The organism is Agrobacterium sp. OT33 (genome assembly GCF_017313365.1).
GTDB classification, from domain to species: domain Bacteria; phylum Pseudomonadota; class Alphaproteobacteria; order Rhizobiales; family Rhizobiaceae; genus Agrobacterium; species Agrobacterium rhizogenes_A.
This window is the reverse complement of record NZ_JAFLMZ010000008.1, coordinates 211,065-233,722: the sequence shown is the minus strand read 5'-3', so window position 1 is coordinate 233,722 and position 22,658 is coordinate 211,065. Positions and strand designations below refer to the sequence as shown.

Genomic DNA, 22,658 nt, shown 5'->3' with positions numbered 1-22,658 from the left:
GTTTCATCTGTCTTCTCCTCAGGCGGCAGCTGTCGGGCGAATGACGATTTCGTTCAGATCGACGTCATCCGGCTGTTCGATTGCGAAACGCACCGCGCGACCGATGGCATCGGGCTTCAGCGCGATGGCGCGATAGGTCTTCATGGCTTCCGCGGCTGCGGGATCGGTGATTGTTTCGGCCAGTTCGCTTTCCACCACGCCGGGGTGAATGCAGGTGACACGCAGATCCGGCCGTTCCTGCCGCAAACCCTCCGAAATTGCCCTCACGGCATACTTGGTGGCGCAGTAGACGGCGGCGGTTGGCACCACCGACAACGCGCCGATGGACGCGATATTGATGATGTGGCCGGAGCCGCGCGACGTCATTTCCGGCAGAACGGCGGCGATGCCGTGCAGCACGCCCTTGATGTTGACGTCCACCATGCGGTCCCATTCATCGACCTTCATCGAGGCCATCAGGGAAAGCGGCATCACGCCGGCATTGTTGATCATGACATCGACGCGGCCAAAGACTTCGCGGGCCTTATCGGCAAAGTGCGCCACGTCCGCGCGGTCAGTGACATCGAGCCGGGTGACTGCCACATGGCCGTTGCCCGCTTCCCGGATTTCCTGTGCCAGCTCCTCCAGCCGCTCCGTGCGGCGGGCGCCGAGCATGAGCTTCGCACCCGCCCTGCCGAGTTCGCGCGCAATACCCGCGCCAATGCCGCTGGATGCTCCTGTTATGAGAACAACCTTGTTCATGGGTCTTTCCTTCCTGTTTGAAACCGCTGCTCTATTGCGGTTACTCGAAAGATAGACAGGTGCTATTGTTGAGATAAGATACCTATTGGTTTCCATTATGGTAAGGGTTTCTAACCAATGACGCCTGATCTGAATGCTCTTTCGGTCTTTGCGCTGGTGGCGGAGCTGAAGAGTTTTCGTGCCGCTGCCGACCGCATGGGGGTGTCACGTTCCGCCGTCAGCCAGACAATTCGGCGACTGGAGGAAATGCTCGGCCTGGCGCTGGTGTTACGCACCACCCGCAGTGTCAGTCTCACGGAGGCGGGTGAGGGCCTTTATGCCAATATCGCTCCCGCCATAACCGAGATGCTGGCGGCGGTGGAACAGGCCGGCGAGTTGCGCGAGAGGCCGAACGGGCTGTTGCGGCTCGCCGTTTCCTCCATTGCCGAAGGCTTCCTGTCCGGCCCGCTTCTCGCGGGTTTCACGGCCAACTATCCGGACGTCCATATCGATGTCGTGGTAACCGATGAGGAGTTCGACATTGTTGCCGAAGGATATGACGCAGCAGTGCGGCTGGGCGAGGTGATCGATGAGGACATGATCATCGTGCCCATATCCGGGGATGTGCGGCAGCTGGCCGTCTGTTCGCCCGATTATCTCGGGCGAAACGGCAAGCCTTCCCATCCGAAGGAACTGGCCCGTCATCGCTGCATAGGCTGGCGACCGGCCCCACGCAGCGCACCCTATCGCTGGGAATTTGCGGAAGCAGGGCGCGAATTCAGCGTCGCCGTCGCACCTGAAATCACGACCAATGACATGGCGTTGATGATCCGGTTGTCCGTGGCGGGGGCAGGGATCACCTTCGGCATCGAAGATACATTCCGCAGCTGGATCGATCATGGAGAACTGGTGCCGCTGCTGGAAGATTACTCGCCTTACTTCCCCGGCTTCTATCTCTATTATCCCAGCAGGCGCAATCTGGCGCCCAAACTCCGGGCGCTGATCGACCACGTCAAGACATTCAGGCAATCCGCACGATCATCCTGATCCGGGCACCCTTGGGCCAGATGCGCGGTGTTTGGAGTGCGCCTTTACCGCAGAACCGAGGAAAGAAATTCGCGGGTTCGCTCTTCCTTCGGTTCGCCGAAAATTTCCTCCGGCGTTCCCTGTTCACAGATACGACCTTTGTCGAAAAAGCAGACGCGGTCGGACACCTCCCGGGCAAAGCGCATCTCATGGGTGACGAGGAGCATCGTCAGATCATGTTCGTGCGCCAGACCGCGGATGACGGAGAGCACTTCGCCGACCAGCTGCGGGTCGAGCGCCGAGGTCGGCTCATCGAAAAGCAGCACACGCGGGCGCATGGCAAGCGAGCGGGCAATGGCGACACGCTGCTGCTGGCCGCCGGAAAGCTGCACCGGATAATGATCCTTCTTGTCCGCCAGCCCCACCATTTTCAGCAATTCGATTGCACGCGCCTCAGCCTCTCCCCGGGCGATGCCCAGCACCCGCACCGGCGCTTCCACGATGTTGCGAAGCACGGTCATATGGGGAAAGAGATTGAAGCTCTGGAAAACCATGCCGACATGGTTCCTAATCTGGCGCAGATGTTTTTCAGAGGCTTTGAACGGGCCTTTGGCTCCTTCTTCATGGTAGGACATATCCGCCAGCGTCAATTTTCCCTCCTGGAACGGTTCCAGCGTCATGAGAATGCGCAGAACCGTCGACTTGCCGGAGCCGGAGGGACCGATGAGGGTGACTTTTTCGCCCTTTGAGACGCTGAAATTGAACTGATCGAGCACCGTCAGAATGCCGAAGCGTTTCGTGACATCGGAAAATTCGATCAGCGGCTGGTTGGTATTGTTGGTCATCGCAAGGGTATTCCTGCTTTTGGAAGCGCCCTTTGCAGGCGGCTGAGGCCTGCCGAGCAGATTATGGTCAGAAGGAGGAAGATCAGGCCGACAAGTGTCAGCGGCACCAGATATTCGAAGGTGCGCTCGCCGATCATGTTGGCAAGGCCCATCATTTCCAGAACCGTGACGACGGAAAGCACCGGCGTTTCCTTGATCATGGCGACGAGATAGTTGCCCATGGCCGGAACGATGCGCGGAATGGCCTGCGGGATGATGATATCCCTGTAGGTCTGCATGCGTGTGAGATTAAGCGCGGTCGCCGCTTCCCACTGGCCGTGATGCACCGCCTCGATACCGCCGCGATAGACCTCGGAGGTGTAAGCGGCATATTGCAGGCCGAGCGCCAGCGCGCCGGTGAGAAACGCCGGCAGGACAATGCCAAAATCCGGCAGCACGTAATAGAGAAAGAACAGCTGCACCAGAAGCGGCGTATCGCGCAGGAATTCGACAATCAGCGCGGTCGGCCAGGAGATCATCTTTGCGCGGCTGCGGCGCAGCAGCGCGAAGACGAGCCCCAGAACCAGCGCGATGGCAAAACCGGCGGCGGCGGCCTTCAGCGTTACCGTAAGCCCGATCAAGATGATCGGCAGGATGGAGGTCGTGTAGGTGAGCCAGGTGGTCGTGTCCCATTCGTAACCATACATCATGAGAAGATATCCTTACGAATGGCGGGTGCGCGGGAAGACGTTGCCGCGTCGCACGAAGCGTTCGATCACCCGGATGACGACCATCAGGATCAGCGACATCGCGAAATAACAAAGCAGCGTGACCGAATAGATGCTGGCGCTGTCCAGCGTCAGGTTGCGGATCGACTGCGCCGCGAAGGTGAGGTCGGCAATCGAGATCAGCGACACGAGCGAGGAAAGCTTCAGCGTTTCGATGGCGAGATTGCCGAAGGCCGGCATCATCTCGACAACGGCCTGCGGCAGCGAGATGCGAAACAGCGTCTGCATCCGCGTGAAGTTCAGCGCTCGTGCGGCCTCCAGTTGCTGCACCGAAACGGAAGACAGCGCGCCGCGCACGATCTCGGCGCCATAACCGCCGGCATGGGCGGCGAGCACCAGTACGCCGGTGGTGATCGGATCGAAACTCAGCCCGACCAGCGGCAGCGCGTAATAGAACCAGAAAAGCTGAACCAGCAGCGAGGTGCCGCGAAATACTTCCGTATAACAGAGCGCGACGGCCGACAGGATCGGTCCACCCTCGACGCGCAGAATGCCGAAGAAAAAGGCGAGCACCGTGCCGACGACAAGGGCTGCGAGCGTAATCGTCATGGTGACGACGGCACCTTGCCACAACATCGGCAGGTAAGCGGTCATGTCCATCTGGCGTTTTCCCGAGTTCCCGAGGAACGGCGCCCGGTTATGGCCGGGCGCCGGCTGGCATTATTTGCCGGCGCAGAGATCGGCGACCTTCTTTTCGGCCGCCGCCGCGATACTCTGTTCGGACAGGCCGTATTTTGCGAGGATTTTCTTGTAATCGTCGGTCTTGCGGAATTCGACGAGCGCGGCGTTGAAGGCGTCACGCAGCTCCTTGTCTTCCGGCCGGAAGGCGAAACCGCCGTAGTTGCGCACCGGCGCATCCTTCACGACAGGATCGGTGAAAGGCTCGACCTGCTCGACATTGGCCTGCCCCTTGGCGAGTTCCGAAACCGTCAGTTCCGTGGCGGCGTAGGCGTCGGCGCGGCTCTGGACGGTCGGAATGGCATCGGCGTTGGCGGGGATGAAGACGATCTGTTCTTCCTTGACGCCGACAGCACGCAGGAAGTCGACATTGTTGGCACCCGACACGACGGCCACCTTCAGCGAGGGGTCCTTGGCGATATCGGCATAGGTGGTGAGTTTTTTCGGGTTGCCCTTCTTCACCAGCAGGCCTTCGCCATAGGACGAGTTCGGTTCGGTGAAGGCCACCTGCTTGCAGCGCTCGGGCGAGATGTTCTGTTCGGCGGCCGCAAAATCGAAGCGACGGGCTTTGAGGCCGGGGATCAGCGTGCCGAAGGGCGTCACCGTCCAGTTGACCTCCTCGATGCCCATCGATTTCAGAACCGCATTGGCCACATCGGGGCCGATACCGGCGGAGGTGCCGTCGGGCTGCATGTAGGAATAGGGCACTTCATTGGCCGTGGCGGCGCGGATATAGCCCTGGCTTTTGACTTCCTCGACAGTCAGGGCGCTGGCTGACGTCACACCGATGGCAAGCGCGAGGGCGGAAAGCCCGGCAAGTCTGGTCATACGCATGTTCTTACTCCTCTGGTTGGGTTGCGCGGTCCGTTTTCGGATCTCACGATGATTTTTGGCTAGGTATTCTCCGTGACCGTGGCGATGACGGAAAGGCAGTCGCCGGCCTTGATGAGGCCGGGAACATGGCGCGCGGCAAGCACGCCATTGATGGAGGCGCGGTAATCGACCGGCGCGAGGCCGGTTTTGCCGACGGGATAAACCCGGGCTACAGTTTCACCCGCCGTGACCGCGTCTCCCAGATCGCGGACAAAGGCGACAAGCCCGTCGTCTTCGGCAAAGGTAAAGCAATCGCTGGATGGCATGTCCAGCCAGCGGCTTGGCGCAGGTGCCGGTGCGCCGGCGAGGATGCCGGCATGGCGCAGCAGATTGACGGTGCCTTTCCGGGCAATGTCGATCGATTTGGCGCTCGCCGTGCCGGCCCCGCCGAGTTCGGTGGTGACGAAGACCTTGCCCATCTCCTCGACTGTCGTGTCGAGCATACCGACGGCATCGATTTCCAGCATCTTCATCGAATAGGGGGCAGCAAAAGCCGCCACCGCTTCAAAACACCGGGCTTCCTGCGTCTTGTCGGGCAATTCGTGGGCTGCGGCATAGGGAAGGAAATCAAGCGTCCTGCCGCCGGAATGGAAATCGAGAACGATATCCGCAAGCGGTATCAGATGACGGGTCACGTAGTCGGCGATCTTCTCCGTCACCGTGCCGTCAGGGCGGCCGGGAAAGCTGCGGTTCAGGTTTCCCCGGTCGATGGGCGAGGTGCGTGTTCCCGCTCGAAAGGCCGGATAGTTGAGCGCCGGCACGATGATGACGCGCCCGTTCACGTCTGCCGGATCGAGCGTGTGGGCGAGTTCGAAAAGTGCTGCCGGTCCCTCATATTCGTCGCCATGATTGGCGCCGGTCAAAAGGGCTGTCGGCCCTTCGCCATTGGCGATGACGCAGATCGGGATCATCACCGAACCCCAGGCGCTGTCATCGCGGCTGTATGGCAGCCGCAGATGACCATGCTGCACACCCTTCGCGTCAAAATCGACGGAGGGCGTGATCGGCGAGGGGCGAAGCGCGGTCTTCAACATCGTCTCAGCCTTTCACGAAGAGTTGCCGCGGCACATTGGAGAGGCATTCGACACCGGTTTCTGTGATGGCGATGCTTTCGGTGATTTCGAGGCCCATGTCTTCCAGCCAGAGACCGGTCATGAAATGGAATGTCATGCCGGGCTTCAGCTCCGTGCGGTCGCCGGGGCGAAGGCTCATGGTGCGCTCGCCCCAGTCCGGCGGATAGGATAGGCCGATCGGATAGCCGGTGCGGTTGTCCTTGATGATCCCGTATTTTTTCAACACGGCGAAAAAGGCATTGGCGATGTCCTCGCAGGTGTTGCCCGGCTTCGCTGCGGAAAGACCGGCTTCCATGCCTTCAAGCGTTGCTTTTTCTGCGTCGAGAAATGCCTGTGTCGGCTTGCCGAGAAAGACGGTGCGCGACAGCGGGCAATGATAACGGCGGTAAGCACCGGCGATTTCGAAGAAAGTGCCTTCGCCTGAGCGCATCGGCTTGTCGTCCCATGTCAGATGCGGCGCGGACGCGTCTGCACCCGAAGGAAGCAGCGGCACGATGGCGGGATAGTCGCCGCCGAATTCGGCGGTGCCACGAATGCCGGCATCGTATATTTCGGCCACGAGATCGCATTTGCGCATGCCCGGCTCCACCACATCGACAATACGCTTGTGCATCAGCTCGACGATCTTGCCGGCCTTGCGCATATAGTCGAGTTCGGTCGGGCTTTTCACCGCGCGCTGCCAGTTCACGAGACCGGCGGCATCCTTGAAGCGCGCGTTCGGCAGATGTTTCTGCAGCGATGCGAAGGCGGCGGCCGAGAAATAATAATTATCCATCTCGACGCCGACCGTCAGGCCGGACCAGCCGCGCTCCTCGATGATCTCAGACAACAGATCCATCGGGTGCCGTTCGGTGGATTGAACGTAGTGATCCGGGTAGCCGATGATATTGTCATGGGCGAGATAGGCCGTGCGCCTGGCGCCGTTGGCATCCTGCTTGCGGCCGTACCAGATCGGCTCGCCCTCCGGCGGCACCAGCACGCATTGGTGGACGTAGAAGGACCAGCCGTCATAACCGGTCAGCCAATGCATGTTGGACGGGTCGGTGACGACCAGAAGATCGATCCCGGCCTTTTCCATGGCATTGCGGGTTTTGGACAGGCGCGTGGCATATTCCTCGCGCGTAAAGTTCAGCGTTACGCTCACGCTGCGTCTCCCATTTTTATGCTGTTTTCGATGGTTTGACCGCTCTTGGCTTCCTTTGCGCGGGCAAAGGCGAGATTGGCGATGGCCGTGTCCTGCACGCCGGTGCCGGTCAGATCGGCAAAGGTGATGTCCTTGCTCGACACGCGGCCCTGTACCTTGCCGGCAATGACGTCCCCAAGTTCGGCGAAGTGCTGATCCGACGCGGCGTGGCCTGCGGCGATGGCGTGATGCAACTCACCGAGAATGCGGGTCTGCGAGATGCGGTCCGCGACATAGTGCGCTCTGGCGAATACGGCTGGATCGATCTCGTTCTTGTGTTCGGCATCCGACCCCATGGCTGTCAGATGCTGGCCTTCTTCCAGCCAGTCGGCAAACAGGATCGGCTTTTCGGTGGGTGTCGTTGTCACGATGATATCGGCGCCCCGCGTGGCGGCCTGCGGATCGGCGATGGCGGTGACTTCGATGCCGTGTTCGCTGGCGAAATCGTTCGCAAGTCTTTCAGCCTTCTGGTGGTCCCGCGCCCAGATTCGCGCCGATCTGATCGGGCGCACCAGCATCAAGGCTTCAAGCTGCAAACGCGCCTGCATGCCCGCCCCGAAGATCGCGGCGACGGAAGCGTCCTTGCGGGCCAGTTGCCGCGCCGCGACAGCACCGGCCGCGGCGGTCCGCACATCGGTAAGATAGCCGTTATCGAGGAGAAGGGCCTGCACCTGTCCGGTCTTTGCGCTGAAGAGGATCATCAGGCCATTGAGACTGGGCAGACCGAGTTTCGGATTGTCGAAGAAACCGGGGCTGACCTTGATGGCGAAACCGTCAAAGCCCGGCACATAGGCCGTCTTCACATCCACTTCGCCGCGAAACTCGGGAATATCGAGGCGCATGATCGGCGGCATGGCGACAGCCTCGGTGGCGAGTGCCGCAAAGGCCCGCTCCACGCAATCGACGGCGGAGAGGTCGAGCTTCACGACAGCCCGCAGGTCTTTTTCGGTCAGGATGGTGATGCGGCTCATGCGGCTCCCCCGTCGATGATCGTCCTGTGCACCGCCGGATCGATATTTCCGCCCGACACGATGATGGCGGTCGGGCCGCTGATTGTGATCTTGCCGGAGAGGATTGCGGCGAAGCCAACGGCGCCCGCACCTTCAACCGTCAAGCCGTCCTCACGCGCCGCATGGCGGATGCCGTCTGCGATTTCATCTTCGGACACCAGCACGATCTCATCGAGAAGCGCCTGGCAAAGCGCGAATGTCACGCGGTTCGCCAGTCCAATTCCGCCGCCCAGCGAATCCGCCAGCGTTTCTTCCTCCCGGACCGAGACGGGCCTGCCGGCTTTAATCGACGCATGCATGGCCGCACCCCGCTCCATGGAAATGCCAATGACCCGTGCCCTTGGCTTCAGCGCCTTCACCGCAACGGCGATACCGCCCGCAAGGCCACCGCCCGATAGAGGAACGAGAATTGTTGCCAGTTCAGGCATGTCTTCGGCGACTTCGAGGCCAATGGTGCCCTGGCCGGTCACGACGTCGGCATGATCGAAAGGCGGGATAGCGGTCAGGCCACGGCTTTTGGTCAGGCGTTCCACTTCCTCCTGTGCGTCGTCCTGCGATCTGCCGACGATCCGGATTTCCGCACCGAGCGCACGGATTGCCTCAACCTTGTTTGCCGGCACCAGCGCCGACATGCAGATCGTGGCGGGAATGCCGAGTTTAGTCGCGGCAAAGGCCACGGCCCGGCCATGATTGCCGGTGGAAGCGGTGACGAGGCCACGTCTGCGCACCTCTTCGTCAAGTGACAGTATGGCGTTCATCGCGCCGCGCAGCTTGAAGGCGCCGATGGGCTGAAGGGTTTCAAGTTTGAGATGAACGGGATTGCCACAGCATTCGGAAAGAGCGTTCGAGCGAACCAGCGGGGTGCGTTCCACCTGTCCGGCAAGTCGCAATGCCGCCCGCTCTATCGCGGCCAGCGAGACCGGAAGCGGGTTTTTCTCGGCGGATATGGACAGGTTTTCGCTCTTCATGATTGTCATGTTGAGAGCGAAGTAAAATCATGTCAATTATTATATTGTAATGATTCAATGATTTTCGGCAGATAGCCTCAGCCGATTGAACCGATATCGTAGACCGGCGGCAGTTGCTCGAAGGCCTGCCGCACGGTGGTCAACGCCTTGACGAGACTGGGATGATTGAGGCGCCCGCCGAGGCATATGCGAATGCCGCCGCCATGGCCGGGGCCGGCGACGAAGGGCTCGGACGGGGTGACCGCGACGTTCTGGTTGGTCAGGGAACGGACCAGACCATCCTCCGTCCAGCGTGGCGGAACCTTGAGCCAGGCACAGAAGGAGAGGGGGTGGGTCGAGGCGATATGGTCGCCGAGTATATCAGTCGCAATCCTTTGCCTTGCCCGCGCTTCGGCGCGCTGAACATCCAGCAACCGCCGCGCGGTGCCGTTCTCCACCCAGCGGGTGGCGATTTCGGCCGTCAGATAGGTTCCGCTCCAGCTCGACACGCGCAGGATCGAGGCAGCGCGGATGGAGTAGGCTGGCGGCACGACGAGATAACCGACGCGCAGCCCGGTCAGAACCGTCTTGGTGAAGCTGGTAACGAAAAAGCCCAGATCGGGCAGCATTTCGGTAATGGACGGCAAGCCGTCCTCGATCATCGGGCGATAAACTTCGTCTTCAATCACGAAGACACCGTGCCGCTCCGCAATCGCGGCGATTTCACGCCTGCGCTCCGCGCCCGCGACATGGCCGGTGGGATTGTTGAGAGTGGGTATGAGGACGAGTGCACGCACGCCACCCGCCGCGCAGGCTGCTTCCAGCGCATCGGGCAGAATACCCTCGGCATCGGTGGGCAGCCCCTTGAGGCTGAAGCCCAGAATATTCGAAAGTCCGATGATGCCATGGTCGGTCAGGTTTTCACAGAGAACCACGTCGTTCGAACGGACGATGCAGCTCAGGGCGAGGAAAATGCCGTGCGCCGCGCCGTTGGTGACGAGGATGCGTTCCGCCCCGGCGGTCACGCCCATCATGCCAAGCCAGATGCGGGCGGTCTCGCGATGGCTGTCGAGGCCCGCGACCGGCCGACAGGGGCGCATGAAGCCTGAGTTGTCGCCATCCGCCAATTCGCGCAGGATAGTGCGCGAGGCGGTTTCATGTTCCTCGAGATAAACGCCGCGAATGATGGAGAGATCAAGCACCTCTGTCGGACTGTGATCCAGCATCATGCGGCCCGCGCGGTCTGTCACCCGCGCCTTGACGAAGGTGCCGCGACCGATTTCGCCGCTGAGATAACCCAGCCGTTCCGCCTCCTTGTAGGAGAGACTGACGGTCTGGACGGAAAGGCCGAGCTCGCGCGCCAGATCGCGGTGGGTCGGCATGCGGTCCATCGGCTTCAGGACGCCGGCATCGATATCGGCGATGATGCGCTCCGTGAGCGCGGAATGTTTGGTCTCGCCCTTCTGCTTGGTCAGGGTCGGTCGCCAGGCCACCGGTTTCGATGCGGGAACCGGATCGAGGCTGAGCGGATTGGCTTGACGGCGCATGAAATTGTCTCGTTTTTGGCGACCATAATTTCATGACATTATGCATGGTTCTTCGAAAAGATGAAGCCTTATGCATCACCGGCGACGATTGCACTGTGAATAAGCGCAATCGTCGTATGCATGCCGTTCAAAGAGGCATTGATGGCGGGAGCCGCTGCGGGGCGGATCGTCTCAGATTTTCTCGCCGGCCCGTACCAGATCATCCATGACGCTGCGAACGGCGGCTTCGGCAATGGCGATGATCTCGTCCACCTCCGCCCTCGTTGTGACGAGTGGCGGTGCAAAGCCCAGAATATCGCCATGCGGCATGGCGCGCGCAATAAGGCCGCCGTTGCGTGCCGCCTTTGAAACGCGCGCGCCGACCGTGAGATGGGGGGCAAAACGTGTCTTCTTTTCCCGGTCCGCCACGAACTCGATCGCGCCCATCAGGCCCACGCCGCGTACTTCGCCGACGATTGGAAGCTGCGCGAACTTCGCCTTCAACTGCTCCTGGAAATAGCTGCCGACGGCCCGTGCGTTGCCCGGCAGGCCTTCCTTTTCGACGATGTCGAGCACGGCGTTTGCTGCGGCCGCGCCGATCGGATGGCCGGAATAGGTGTAGCCGTGGGAGAAGGCGCCGACGCGATCGGCGCCTTCCTCCATCACCTTGTAGACTTTCTCACCGACGATGGCGCCGGAGAGCGGGAAATATGCGGATGTAAGGCCCTTGGCGACGGTAATCAGATCCGGCTCGATGCCGTAGTGCTGCGAACCGAACATGGAGCCGGTGCGGCCAAAGCCGGTGATGACCTCGTCGGCGATCAGCAGGACATCGTATTTCCTCAGAACATGCTGTATCGCCGGCCAGTAACCTTCCGGCGGCGGCGTGATGCCGCCGGTGCCGAGCACCGGTTCGGCAATGAAGGCGCCTATCGTGTCGGGACCTTCGCGCAGGATGAGGGCTTCGAGTTCATCGGCACGCCGTTTTGAGAATTCGAGTTCGGTTTCACCGGCTTCCGCGCCCCAATAATGGTGCGGAACGCCGGTGTGCAGCACACCTGCGCGCGGCAGGTCCATATGGTCGTGATAAAAACTCATGCCGGTCATCGAGCCGGAAACCACGCTGCAGCCGTGATATCCCCGCTCGCGGGAAATGATTTTCTTCTTTTGCGGCTTGCCGCGCAGGTTGTTGTAGTACCAGACGAGCTTTGCCTGGGTCTCGTTGGCATCCGAGCCGGACATGCCGTAGAAGACCTTGCTCATCTTGCCCGGCGCCATCTTCACCAGCCGGTCGGAGAGGATGGCCAGTTCGTCCGTCGTGTGGGCGGCGTAGGAGTGGTAATAGGCAAGCCTATAGGCCTGACGGGAAATGGCCTCCGCCACTTCGGTGCGGCCATAACCGACATTGACGCAATAAAGTCCGGCAAAGCCATCGATCAACTGCTTGCCGTGGGCGTCCTCAATGCGAATGCCCTTGCCGGTTTCAACAATGGTCGGTTCACCAAGTTTGCCACTGGCGAAATCCTTCAGCTGCGTGAAGGGATGCAGAACGGCGTTTCGATCCATTTCCGCGATATTTTTGATGTCGATGGTCATAATCGAGTTCCTTTCAGGCAGCCAGATTGCCGAAGCAGACATATTTGGGTTCGAGATATTCCATGAGGCCGTGGCGCGAACCCTCGCGGCCAAGGCCTGATTGTTTCCAGCCGCCGAATGGAATGGGCGCACCGGTGAATTTGGGTGTGTTGACAGCCACCATGCCGTATTCCAGCCGGTCGGTGAGGCGCATCGCCCGGCCGAGATCGTTGGTGTAGACATAGGCCGCGAGCCCCATCTCGGTCGCATTGGCGCGGCGGATCACGTCCTGTTCGTCATCAAAAGGCAGGATGGCGGCCACCGGTCCGAAGGTTTCCTCGCGGGCAATCAGCATGTCGTCGGTCACATCGGCCAGCACAGTCGGCGTTACGAAATTCCCCCCTAGCGGGCTGTCCTGCCCGCCGCAGACAAGATGTGCGCCGGAGGAGAGGGCTTGCGCAATCTGCTGACGGCACTTTTCGGAAACCGACGGGCGCGTCATGGGTCCGATGTCGATGCCGGGCTCGAGGCCGTGGCCAACGGTGAGTTCGGAGGCCGCGTCTGCGAACCGATCGATGAACCGTTCGTAAAGCGCGCGTTGAACGTAGATGCGGTTTGCCGCAAGGCAATCTTGTCCGGATGTGGCGAATTTGGCGCTGAGGCAGCCCTTCACGGCTTGAGATAGATCGGTATCCTCAAACACAATAAAGGGTGCGTGGCCGCCAAGCTCCAGTGATGCCTTTTTGATGGTGGCAGCCGATTGCGTGAGCAGGATTCGTCCGACTTCGGTGGAGCCGGTGAAGGAAAATGCGCGGATATCGGTATGTTCCAGAAGGCGGCGTGCAAGGGGTGCGGCTTCGCCGGGCAAAACCTGCAGGACACCGGCCGGCATACCTGCCTCATCCGCAAGTTTTGCCAGAGCCAGCGCCGAGAGCGGTGTTTCCGGCGCCGGCTTGACGATCATGGTGCAGCCCGCGGCAAGAGCTGCGCCTGCCTTGCGGGTTATCATGGCGGAAGGGAAGTTCCAGGGGGTGATTGCGACGGTCACGCCAATCGGCTGCATTTGTACGGACAGGCTGCCGCCCTTCAAATGGCTCGGAATAGTCTCCCCGTAGGATCGTTCGCCCTCGCTTGCGAACCAGTCGAGAAAATTGGCGCCGTAGGAAATCTCGCCGAGCGATTCAGCGAATGGTTTGCCCTGTTCGGCAGTGATGATCGTGGCGAGATCCTGCGCGTTTTCGCGCATCAGTCTGCTCCAGGCGCGGAGAATATCGCCACGTTCGACGGGCAGCCTCTCCCGCCAGTCGAGAAAGGCTCTGCCGGCGGCACCAATTGCGACGTCAACATCGTCAAGCGGGCAGGATGTTACATCGACGAGATGTTCACCCGTTGCCGGATCGATAACACTCAGCCAATTGTCGTGCGCCACCCATGCCCCGTCCAGAAAGGCACGATGCTCGATCAGATCGGGTCGATGCAGGTTTTTCAGCGCCGCGCTGGCGATACCTTTCATGAGCAGGCTCCCTTTTTATTTGCCAGGAGCTTAGCGGCGCGGCATGATCGATCGGCGGCGTTTATTTTCCTTCCGGTGCAGGATAAATGCTTAATTTTCCCCAATGACGCAGGAATTCCGCATGACCAGCATTGATCGAGCCGACAGGGCGTTGCTTGACGCCGTGCAAAAGAACAACCGCCTGACGTCAGAGGAACTGGCGCAGATCGTCAATCTGTCGCCGACGGCATGTCAGCGCCGCCTGAAGCGGTTGCGTGAGGAAGGGGTCATCGAAGCGGATGTCGCGATCATCTCGCCCAAAGCCGTCGGGCGCGGCATCACAATGATCGTTCTCGTATCGCTGGAACGTGAGCGGGCGGACATCGTCGATCGTTTCAAGGCAGCCATCCGCGCGACGCGGGAAGTCATGATCGGTTATTACGTGACGGGCGACGCCGACTTCATCCTGGTCATCACGGCAAAGGACATGGAGGACTATGAGGCCTTTACCCGCAGGTTCTTTTACGAAAATCACGATATCAAGGGGTTCAAGACGATGGTTGTCATGGATCGCGTGAAGGCCGGCTTCGCCTTTCCCATCGACAATTGACCGGCTGCAGATAAACGGTCGCGCAAGACCGACGCCGCAGCGGTGGATCGCCGCGCCGGCATGTCCTGATTGATCGGGCCGCGCCGGCCGCTCAGCGCAAGGATTTGCGCGGCCTGCCCGGCTTGACCATGGAATGGCGGCGATCTAGTCGACGGAAGGTTCGGAGTATGACCGTGTGCCGGTCATATTCCTGAGCCGTCGAGTTCGCGTTCATCCTCTCCCTCCCAGGGAAAGGGCATTGAGAGGCCATTGTCATTGGCCGAAGGTACCGGCATCCAACACTTCAATTCCGCTTCGGTATATTCAACAATCCGACCAGGAGAGGAATCCGAGGCGCGCCAGCCTTCCGGACCGAATTGATCGCCCTTCGACCAGTATGCAAGGTCCACTTCGGCTGGCCCCTGCTCTGACGAGCGGATGGTTACAAGAATCCGATTGCCGTTTTTAGGCGCACTTGTCATGTGACGCCAGCGGTTTAGTCCGTCCATCATTTTCCTCCCCGTCCGTGGCTGCCTTGCCATTAAAAACGGTCAATCCGGCTTTGTGCAACCTCCTTTATCGACTGCGAAGGCCATTGCGGATCGAAGGGACGTATTTCCCGTGTCTGGAGAACGGGACACGGACTTCCGCCGGAAAACGCCCCGTCTGTCGGACCATTTTCGGCATTTCAATCACGCCCGGCTCACCGCTCATGATCCCTGACCCGAGGTGGTCGCCCGCCCTGATATCTGCGGGTCCGGGGGGGCTGTCAGCGTGCGGTTTGCGATCCGCGACGGCCGATTTGGCGTTGATGCCGCCGCTGCTTGGCAAGGCTGCGGCGGCACGCGATCTCAACCCGTGAAGATGAAACGGGGCCAACCCGATCGCGGGATGTGGCGACAGGGCTGGCTCCGATGGGTATTATTCGGCGGGCTGCGCCACGGATTTTGTGCCGGAAAGTCTCTGCTCTCCAGAAAGGCTGCGTTGGCCGAAACCGATGATGGCTACCGTCGAAAGGCTTGCGGCGACGGACATCCAGAAGCCGTTGGTGGGACCGAAATTGTCGATCACCCAGCCGGAGACGAAGGCACCCAGCGCCATGCCGATACCGATGCCGGTCATCACCCAGGTCACACCTTCCGTCAGCATCGATTCCGGCACACGCCGCTCGATGAGGCCGAAAGCGGTGATGAAGATGGGAGAGATCGCAATGCCGCTGAGGAATACGGCGAAGGCGAGCAGGGCAACCGTTGTGGTGGCAAAGAGGAGCGGCAGAGCGGTAAGGGCAAGGACGCTGACGGCGATCAGCAATTGCCGCTGCAGCGGCATTTTCGGGTTGATTGCGCCCAGAAGCAGGCCGACGACGAAGGAACCGATGGCATAGACACCGATGACGAGGCTGGCGGCCTCCGGCTGACCGAGTTCCTTGGTGATCGCGACGGCGCTGACCTCGGCCGTGGCGAAGGTCGAGCCTACGAAGATCAGGGCGAGCGTGATGATCTGGACCGGCCGCAGCCGGATCGCCGAATGCTGCCGTCGGCCGCTTTCAACCGGGCGTACCTTGGGTTCGGTCGACCGTTGCAGCAGGAAGGCAAAGGTGCCGAGCGCGAGCGAGGCCGTGCTGATCATCATGCCGGCTTCCGGAAAGAGGGAGACCGCGAGGCCGACGGAAAGCGAGGCGCCGGCGATGTAAACAAGCTCGTCCGCAGCGGATTCAAAGGCAAAAGCCGTATTCAGCTCGGGCCGGTCACGGAAGATTTCCGTCCAGCGTGCGCGCATCATGGCGGGAATGCTCGGCATGGCGGCGGCAAGGAAGGCCGAGAGGAACAGGGTCCAGACCGGCCACTTCTGGTTCGTGGCCATGATCAAGACCATAAAGGCGAGGACCGATATGATGGTGGCCGGGATGAGCACCTTGCTCTGGCCCCTGCGGTCCACCAGGCGGGAAATCTGGGGTGCGGCGGCGGCGTTGGTCAGCGCGAAAGTGGCCGAGACGGCACCGGCAAGCCAATATTCGCCATGGGTCTGGGAAAGCATGGCAACGATGCCGATCGGCGCCATCGCAATCGGCAGGCGGGCGAAGAAGCCCGCGGCGGAAAAGCCCTTCGCGCCTGGAGCGCTGAAAATTTCTCTGTATGGATTAGACATCGGGATGCACCTTGTTCAGGGAGTATCCACCACACACATACGTGGCGTATGTGAATGAGATAATTGCATACGTGGCGTATGTCAACTAATATACGCAACGTATGTGGACGACGGAGAAAAAATGCGCAAACCCCGCAGTGAAATGATCGCCGAGACACGGGCGAAGCTTCTGGCCGCCGGCCGCAAGGCATTTGGCAGCATCGGTTATGCCGAAGCGTCGATGGACGATTTTACGGCCGAGGCGGGGCTGACCCGTGGTGCGCTCTATCACCATTTTGGTGATAAAAAGGGCCTGCTGCTGGCGGTCGTGGCCGAAATCGACGCGGAGATGACGAAAAGACTCTGTGAGATTTCCTCAAGGGCCGCAACCCGGTGGGACGGTTTCGTTGATGAAAATGTCGGTTATGTCCGCATGGCCCTCGAGCCGGAAATCCAGCGGATCATGTTCCGCGACGGACCGGCGGTGCTCGGCGATCCCTCCCGCTGGCCGAATGCCAATGGCTGCATCTCGGCCGTTGCGCGAAGCCTTGAGGCGCTCAGGCAGGAAGGCACGATCGCCGATATCGATCCGGAAGCATGCGCCCGTTTCATCAACGCGGCGAGCAGCAGCGCCGCCCAGTGGATCGCGAATTCCGACGACCCCGAGATGACCTCGAAACGGGCCGTCGGGAGTTTCCGCACCTTGCTGGAAGGGTTGCGCATCAAGAAAGGCTGACCCGGTTTCGCTGACGCCGGCATGTTTCGGCCGGTGGGGATCGGCGTCTCGCATGCGCCGTGGCGGGTTCCCGTTGCTGCCCGCTTTCAGGATATGGTCGTCTGCAAGTCATGCAACTGTCATGTGGCGGGTCTAGGAGAGGCTGTGGTTTTCACATGTCTTGCGAGGGGAATATGCGCAAAATTGTTGCTGCTTTGGTCGCTACGACCGTTCTTGCCGGCGCCGCTCAGGCTGCCGAGGTCTATCCGCTTGATCGTGCTACGATCCTGACCGGCTCACCGTTTGATTTCAAGGCTGAATTCGACACTGTCGTAAAGCCGGAAGACGTCAAGATCACCGTCAACGGCCAGGATTACAAGGCTCTGCTCGGCAAGGATGCCGAGTTCGTTGCCGAAGAAAAGAACAAGGACAAGGTTCTTGGCTCGGCCGTCATCCTGCGTGGCGTTTCGCTTGCCGATGCCGGTGACTACAAGGTTGAAGTTTCGGCCGGTTCCGAAACCAGGAGCGTGACCTGGACCGTCTATGGCACGCCTGACCAGGCGAAGGCCAAGAATGTCATCTTCCTGATTGCCGACGGTCTGTCGGTTGCCCATCGCACGGCCGCCCGCATCATGTCCAAGGGCATGACACAGGGCAAGGCCAATGGCCGTCTCAACATGGACGATGTGCCGCCGGTCGCCTTTATCGGCACGTCCGCCACCGATGCCGTCGCCACCGACAGCGCCAACACCATGTCGGCCTACATGACCGGTCACAAGACCGCCGTGAACGCCATCGGCGTTTATGCCGACCGTACCCCGGCCTCGCTGGACGATCCCAAGGTGGAAACGCTTGCCGAAGCCCTGCGCCGTCAGACCAAGAAGTCGATCGGCATCATCTCCACCGCCGAAGTGCAGGATGCGACGCCGGCTGCCGTCGTTGCCCACACCCGCAAGCGTGGCGACAAGGCTGAAATCAATGGCATGCTGTTCGACGTGAAGCCGGATGTGCTTCTCGGCGGCGGTTCCGCTTATTTCCTGCCGCAGGCCACCGCCGGTTCCAAGCGCAAGGACGACAAGGACTATATCGCCCTGTTCAAGGAAGCGGGCTATACGCTGGCGACCAGCAAGGCTGAACTCGCAACGGCTGCCGGCACCAATACCGGCAAGATCCTCGGCCTGTTCCACACCGGCAACATGGACACCACGCTGGACCGCGAGTTCCTGAAGAAGGGCACCACGGGCAAGTTCCCGGATCAGCCGGGTCTCGTCGAAATGACCAAGGTTGCGCTCGACAGCCTGTCGAAGAACCCGGACGGTTTCTTCCTGATGGTCGAAGCGGCCAACGTCGACAAGATGTCCCACCCGCTCGACTGGGACCGCGCCGTGGTCGACACGATCGAATTCGACAAGGCCATCGGTGTTGCCCGCGAATTTGCGGCCAAGAATCCCGATACGCTGATCATCGTCACCGGTGACCATACCCATGGTGTTTCCATCATCGGCACCGTTGATGATGACAAGCCCGGCACGGACATGCGCGAAAAGGTCGGCACCTATGCCGAAGCCGGCTTCCCGAACTATGAAGACAAGGACGGCGATGGCTATCCGGACAGGGTCGATGTCTCGCGTCGCCTGTTCCTGAACGCCAATAACGGCCCGGATCACTACGAAACCTTCCGTCCGAAGCTCGACGGCCCCTTCGCACCGGCCATCCAGAACGAAAAGAAGGAATATATCGCCAACGAACAGTACAAGGATGTTCCCGGTGCCGTTCTCGTCACCGGTATCATTCCGAAGAGCTCGGACAGTGGCGTCCATGCGGTCGATGATGTCGTGCTGCAGGCTGAAGGTCCGGGCGCCGAAGGTTTCCGCGGCTACATGGAACAGAGCGATGTCTATAAGGGTCTCGCAGAAGCCCTCGCGCTCGGCGCAAAGCAGACCAACTAATAACTGAACGGGGCAGGGGCGCACCGTTGCGGTGTGTCCCTGCCGGTTTCCGGCCTCGCATTTCCGGCCATGGCTGACGATGTGAAGCCTTTCAAAAAGGAGAATGGTCATGGGCAAGCCTGATCAGGCGTGGTTCAGCCGTCGCCAGACCCTGGGTCTCATTGCCGGTCTGCCGCTGCTGGCCGCCGGTACGCGCGCGCAGGCGAAAAGCGACCTCACCTTTGATGAACTTTATGGCAAGGTCAGCGTGCTCGGGCTGGAGTTTTCCGAGAAGGTCAAGCAGCTGAACGGCAAGGAGGTCGCCATGCGCGGCTTCATGGCGCCGCCGCTGAAGGCCGAAGCGCAGTTTTTCGTTCTGACCGAAATCCCGATGTCGATCTGCCCGTTCTGCTCCACCGATTCCGACTGGCCGGACAATATCGTCGTTGTCTATCTCGGTGAGAAACAGACCTTTACCCAGCCCAGCCAGACGATTGAAGTGCGCGGCACGCTGGAAACGGGTTCCTGGACAGATCCGGATACCGGCTTCGTCAGCCTGCTGCGCATCCGCCAGGCAGAATACGCGACGGTTTGAGACATGCTGCCTCTGAAGATAGAAAATCTTGCCGTGTCCTTTCCCGGTCTGGCGGCCCCGGTTCTCGTTCTCGACCGCCTGGAAATCGCTGCCGGAAGCCGTGTGGCGCTGACGGGCGGTTCCGGCTCGGGCAAGAGCACCCTCATCAATATTATCGCCGGCCTTGAGCGCGTCGCGGTCGGCCATGTCGTGTGGGGGAGCGAGAATATCGCCGATTTGTCCGAGAGCCGTCGCGATCGCTGGCGTGCCGCCAATATCGGCCTCGTCATGCAGGAGTTTCATCTTTTTCCCGGCCTTTCCGCGCTGGACAATATCCTGCTGCCGGCCCGCCTGTCGCGTGTAGCAAATGCAGACCTCATAAAACGTGCGCAATCCCTGTTTGCAACCGTCGGTCTCAAGCGTCCCGGTCAGCACGTCGAGACCATGTCACGCGGTGAAATGCAGCGGGTTGCCATCGCCCGCGCGCTGCTGCGCAGCCCCGGGGTGATCATTGCCGACGAACCGACCGCGAGCCTTGATCTCGAAAGCGGGGAAGCCGTCGGCGACCTGCTTCTATCCGTCGCCACCGACACCGGCAGCACCCTGATTGTCGCCAGCCATGACCAGCATCTTATCGACCGTCTCGACCGGCGTCTGACCCTGAGTGGCGGCCGTATCGTTGCCGATACCGAGCGGAAGGAGATCGCGGCATGATCGGTTTCATCCTTGCCGACCTGCGTCGCCTGTGGCTGGGCGGGGCCGTCGTGGTTCTGCTGGTTGCGCTGGCCACTGCGCTCGGCGTGGCGGTCACGCTGCAGGAACGGTCGCTGCGTCTTGGCAGCGCCCGCGCTGCCGATAAATTCGATCTCGTTGTCGGTGCGGCCGGCAGTGAAACCCAGCTGGTCCTTTCTTCCATCTTCCTGCAGGCGGCACCCCTGCCGCTCGTGGATGGCGCCGTCCTCACCAGACTTGCCGCTGATCCGCGCGTTGCCTGGGCAGCGCCGGTCGGTTTCGGCGATTCCTTTTCCGGCTATCCCATCGTCGGCACGACGACGAGCCTTGTCGGCAACACGACACCCGGTTTTACCGAGGGCAGGATGTTCGCGCTGGAAGGCGAAGCCGTCCTCGGTGCCGCCGTCAATCTGTCCCTTGGCGCCGAGATCAAGCCGATGCATGGCACCGCCGAAACCGGCGGTCATACCCACACCGAAATAGCCTATACGGTTGTCGGCAGGCTGCAGCCGACCGGCACCCCCTGGGATCGTGCCATTCTCGTGCCGATACAGGCCGTATGGCACGTCCATGGTCTCGGCCAGGACCATGGTCATGATCACGGTGAGGCGGAAGGCGTAAACCATGCGGATGCGGATGGCGGCGGTCATCAGGCGGATGGTCGCGATCACGCCCACGATCATGCCCATGAAGATGGGGAGCATCACGAGGATGGCGACACGCACTCCGAAGGGGAGGCGGGCCACGACCATGCCGTTGTCCAGACCGGGGCGCAGCAAGGACAAAAAGAGGTGCCTGCCTCCAATGCTTCTTCGGGCCATGCCGAGGCCGATCATCATGGCGGCATCGATCCCGATGCGCCGATCGTGGAGACTTTTGGTGAAGGCTTACCCGGTCTGCCGGCCATTCTCGTCAAGCCGAAGACGATTGCCGATGCCTATCGCCTGCGACAGGAATATCGCAGCGGCAATACGCTTGGTGTTTTCCCGGGAGAAGTGCTGACCGGTCTTTATGCCACGCTTGGAGACGCCAAGACGGTGCTGAGCGCGGTCGCGGCCGGCTCGCAAGGGTTGGTGGCGGCGGCGCTGATGCTGGTCACGGTGATCCATATCGGGCAACGGCGTCGGCAGATCGGCGCATTGCGGGCATTCGGGGCGCCCCGTGGCTCGGTTTTCGCGATCGTCTGGCTGGAGCTTTTCTTTCTGGTGGCGCTTGGTGTCGGCATCGGTTTTCTGGTTGGGTTGGGTGCAGCCCATATCGGCGCGCAGCTTTTTACCGCAAGAAGCGGCGTGATCCTGCCCGTCGGCTTCACCGGCGAGGATCTGCGTCTTGCGCTCTTCCTGCTGGGCTTTGCCGCCGTTCTTGCCGCGATACCGGCCCTCCTTGCCTATCGCCAGTCTCCCGCAGCCGCCTTGCGCGCCTGAAGCCGCGATAGGGCACTGTCGCCGCATTGTGGCTGGAATTGGCCTGCCAGCCATGGCGGGTCGGTACCGTCGTGTCTGCGCTTCAGTCGCCATGCGGAAATAGAGGGTCTTTCCGCAGATACTCCCCCCGGATATGCATCGCCGGGGGCGAAGCAAGGGCTGTGCATAAAATATAGTTTTTTTACTGTGGTCGCTTTTTATGGCAGCCTTGTACCGCGGCTCGGGAAAATGTCAGGAGGCCGCATGATACTGGGAGGAGACCGGCATGGCCGAAAAGAAGTCGGATAAAGCTGCAAAAATCGTGGACACCGAGCCGTCCGCCGCGGCACCGAAGCTCCTTTCGGGCGGCAATCCACAGATTGCCAAGGGGTATGGCGATGCCCCCGTGCAGGCCTATATTGCCGCCATGCCGGGCTGGAAAAGCCCAGTCGGCGCGCGGATCGACACGCTGGTTGAAAGCCTGGTGCCCGGTGTGCGCAAGGCGGTGAAGTGGAACTCGCCCCTTTACGGCATGGAGGATGACATCTGGTTCCTCAGTCTCCACTGCTTTACCAGATATATCAAAGTCACCTTCCTTAACGGCGCATCCTTGCTGCCTTTGCCACCCGGTACGTCGAAACATCCGAAGGTTCGCTACCTCGATATCCACGAGGGTATTTTCGATGAAGCGCAGTTTGCCGACTGGGTGAAGCAGGCGAGCCGGCTGCCGGGCGAGAAGCTCTAGCAGGGCTAGGCACGCCGGTCTTGTGGGGACAATAGGGTCCCGGCAATGGCAGACGAATCATGCCCTGTGTCCCTCTGCTGAAAGGCCGTGACCTCGCGCCAGTGATGAGAAATTGAAGGCCCCTCGATAC

General features: G+C 60.8%; 22 protein-coding genes. 8 read left to right on the top strand and 14 right to left on the bottom strand.

The window, feature by feature from the left end; all coding sequences use genetic code 11:
- Positions 1-18 precede the first annotated feature (18 nt).
- Positions 19-741 (bottom strand): SDR family oxidoreductase, encoded by a 723-nt coding sequence (locus JZX88_RS19625; protein WP_206914511.1) that lies wholly within the window; start codon positions 739-741, stop codon positions 19-21.
- Positions 742-858: 117 nt separating this feature from the next.
- Between JZX88_RS19625 and JZX88_RS19620 the strand changes: the two genes are divergently transcribed.
- On the top strand, positions 859-1,767 hold the full coding sequence (locus JZX88_RS19620) for a LysR family transcriptional regulator (protein WP_142858816.1): 909 nt from the start codon (positions 859-861) through the stop codon (positions 1,765-1,767).
- A 44-nt stretch (positions 1,768-1,811) separates the two neighbouring features.
- On the opposite strand, the gene ehuA is transcribed toward JZX88_RS19620, so the two are convergent.
- From ehuA to JZX88_RS19565, 11 genes are all read right to left on the bottom strand, one after another.
- A complete protein-coding gene (ehuA, locus tag JZX88_RS19615) occupies positions 1,812-2,591 on the bottom strand; it encodes an ectoine/hydroxyectoine ABC transporter ATP-binding protein EhuA (protein ID WP_110758816.1) in 780 nt (259 codons plus the stop codon).
- Positions 2,588-3,280 carry an ectoine/hydroxyectoine ABC transporter permease subunit EhuD gene (gene ehuD, locus JZX88_RS19610; RefSeq protein ID WP_110758815.1) on the bottom strand — a complete coding sequence of 231 codons (693 nt, stop codon included), beginning with the start codon at positions 3,278-3,280 and terminating at the stop codon, positions 2,588-2,590. The genes ehuA and ehuD overlap by 4 nt, the downstream gene beginning before the upstream one ends.
- A gap of 12 nt (positions 3,281-3,292) precedes the next feature.
- Complete coding sequence (gene ehuC, locus JZX88_RS19605) at positions 3,293-3,958, bottom strand: ectoine/hydroxyectoine ABC transporter permease subunit EhuC (protein ID WP_206914510.1); 666 nt, start codon at positions 3,956-3,958, stop codon at positions 3,293-3,295.
- Positions 3,959-4,018: 60 nt separating this feature from the next.
- Complete coding sequence (gene ehuB / locus JZX88_RS19600; protein WP_110758812.1) at positions 4,019-4,870, bottom strand: ectoine/hydroxyectoine ABC transporter substrate-binding protein EhuB; 852 nt, start codon at positions 4,868-4,870, stop codon at positions 4,019-4,021.
- A gap of 59 nt (positions 4,871-4,929) precedes the next feature.
- Positions 4,930-5,943, bottom strand: coding sequence for a N(2)-acetyl-L-2,4-diaminobutanoate deacetylase DoeB (gene doeB / locus JZX88_RS19595; RefSeq protein WP_206914509.1), 1,014 nt, complete (start codon positions 5,941-5,943; stop codon positions 4,930-4,932).
- Positions 5,944-5,947: 4 nt separating this feature from the next.
- Positions 5,948-7,126: an ectoine hydrolase DoeA gene (gene doeA / locus JZX88_RS19590; RefSeq protein ID WP_206914508.1), complete on the bottom strand. Its 1,179-nt coding sequence runs from the start codon at positions 7,124-7,126 to the stop codon at positions 5,948-5,950.
- On the bottom strand, positions 7,123-8,136 hold the full coding sequence (gene eutC / locus JZX88_RS19585) for an ectoine utilization protein EutC (RefSeq protein WP_206914507.1): 1,014 nt from the start codon (positions 8,134-8,136) through the stop codon (positions 7,123-7,125). The genes doeA and eutC overlap by 4 nt, the downstream gene beginning before the upstream one ends.
- Entirely contained in the window at positions 8,133-9,152 is a 1,020-nt protein-coding gene (eutB, locus tag JZX88_RS19580) for a hydroxyectoine utilization dehydratase EutB (RefSeq protein WP_206914506.1), read from the bottom strand. The genes eutC and eutB overlap by 4 nt, the downstream gene beginning before the upstream one ends.
- 68 nt (positions 9,153-9,220) lie before the next feature.
- Positions 9,221-10,669: a PLP-dependent aminotransferase family protein gene (locus JZX88_RS19575; RefSeq protein WP_110758805.1), complete on the bottom strand. Its 1,449-nt coding sequence runs from the start codon at positions 10,667-10,669 to the stop codon at positions 9,221-9,223.
- A gap of 171 nt (positions 10,670-10,840) precedes the next feature.
- Positions 10,841-12,244 carry an aspartate aminotransferase family protein gene (locus JZX88_RS19570; protein ID WP_206914505.1) on the bottom strand — a complete coding sequence of 468 codons (1,404 nt, stop codon included), beginning with the start codon at positions 12,242-12,244 and terminating at the stop codon, positions 10,841-10,843.
- 13 nt (positions 12,245-12,257) lie between these two features.
- The gene (locus JZX88_RS19565) at positions 12,258-13,736 is read right to left on the bottom strand and encodes an NAD-dependent succinate-semialdehyde dehydrogenase (RefSeq protein WP_206914504.1); all 1,479 of its coding nucleotides are present in this window, start codon (positions 13,734-13,736) and stop codon (positions 12,258-12,260) included.
- 121 nt (positions 13,737-13,857) lie between these two features.
- On the opposite strand from JZX88_RS19565, the gene JZX88_RS19560 reads away from it, so the two are divergent.
- A complete protein-coding gene (locus JZX88_RS19560; RefSeq protein ID WP_065117950.1) occupies positions 13,858-14,325 on the top strand; it encodes an Lrp/AsnC family transcriptional regulator in 468 nt (155 codons plus the stop codon).
- A 182-nt stretch (positions 14,326-14,507) separates the two neighbouring features.
- Here the strand turns inward: JZX88_RS19560 and JZX88_RS19555 are convergent, their stop codons facing one another.
- Together JZX88_RS19555 and JZX88_RS19550 are read right to left on the bottom strand one after the other, a co-directional pair.
- The gene (locus JZX88_RS19555; protein ID WP_110758921.1) at positions 14,508-14,813 is read right to left on the bottom strand and encodes a hypothetical protein; all 306 of its coding nucleotides are present in this window, start codon (positions 14,811-14,813) and stop codon (positions 14,508-14,510) included.
- 412 nt (positions 14,814-15,225) lie between these two features.
- The gene (locus tag JZX88_RS19550; RefSeq protein WP_206914503.1) at positions 15,226-16,452 is read right to left on the bottom strand and encodes an MFS transporter; all 1,227 of its coding nucleotides are present in this window, start codon (positions 16,450-16,452) and stop codon (positions 15,226-15,228) included.
- A gap of 121 nt (positions 16,453-16,573) precedes the next feature.
- Between JZX88_RS19550 and JZX88_RS19545 the strand changes: the two genes are divergently transcribed.
- The 6 genes from JZX88_RS19545 (at position 16,574) to JZX88_RS19520 (ending at position 22,528) form a co-directional block, all read left to right on the top strand.
- Positions 16,574-17,167, top strand: coding sequence for a TetR/AcrR family transcriptional regulator (locus tag JZX88_RS19545; protein ID WP_161991810.1), 594 nt, complete (start codon positions 16,574-16,576; stop codon positions 17,165-17,167).
- A 173-nt stretch (positions 17,168-17,340) separates the two neighbouring features.
- Positions 17,341-19,095, top strand: a complete 1,755-nt coding sequence (locus tag JZX88_RS19540) for an alkaline phosphatase (protein WP_206914502.1) — start codon at positions 17,341-17,343, stop codon at positions 19,093-19,095.
- A 109-nt stretch (positions 19,096-19,204) separates the two neighbouring features.
- Entirely contained in the window at positions 19,205-19,669 is a 465-nt protein-coding gene (locus tag JZX88_RS19535) for a hypothetical protein (RefSeq protein ID WP_142858837.1), read from the top strand.
- Positions 19,670-19,672: 3 nt separating this feature from the next.
- Positions 19,673-20,362, top strand: a complete 690-nt coding sequence (locus JZX88_RS19530) for an ABC transporter ATP-binding protein (protein WP_206914501.1) — start codon at positions 19,673-19,675, stop codon at positions 20,360-20,362.
- Positions 20,359-21,804, top strand: coding sequence for an FtsX-like permease family protein (locus JZX88_RS19525; protein ID WP_206914500.1), 1,446 nt, complete (start codon positions 20,359-20,361; stop codon positions 21,802-21,804). The genes JZX88_RS19530 and JZX88_RS19525 overlap by 4 nt, the downstream gene beginning before the upstream one ends.
- A gap of 265 nt (positions 21,805-22,069) precedes the next feature.
- The gene (locus tag JZX88_RS19520; RefSeq protein ID WP_206914499.1) at positions 22,070-22,528 is read left to right on the top strand and encodes a DUF1801 domain-containing protein; all 459 of its coding nucleotides are present in this window, start codon (positions 22,070-22,072) and stop codon (positions 22,526-22,528) included.
- Positions 22,529-22,658 lie beyond the last annotated feature (130 nt).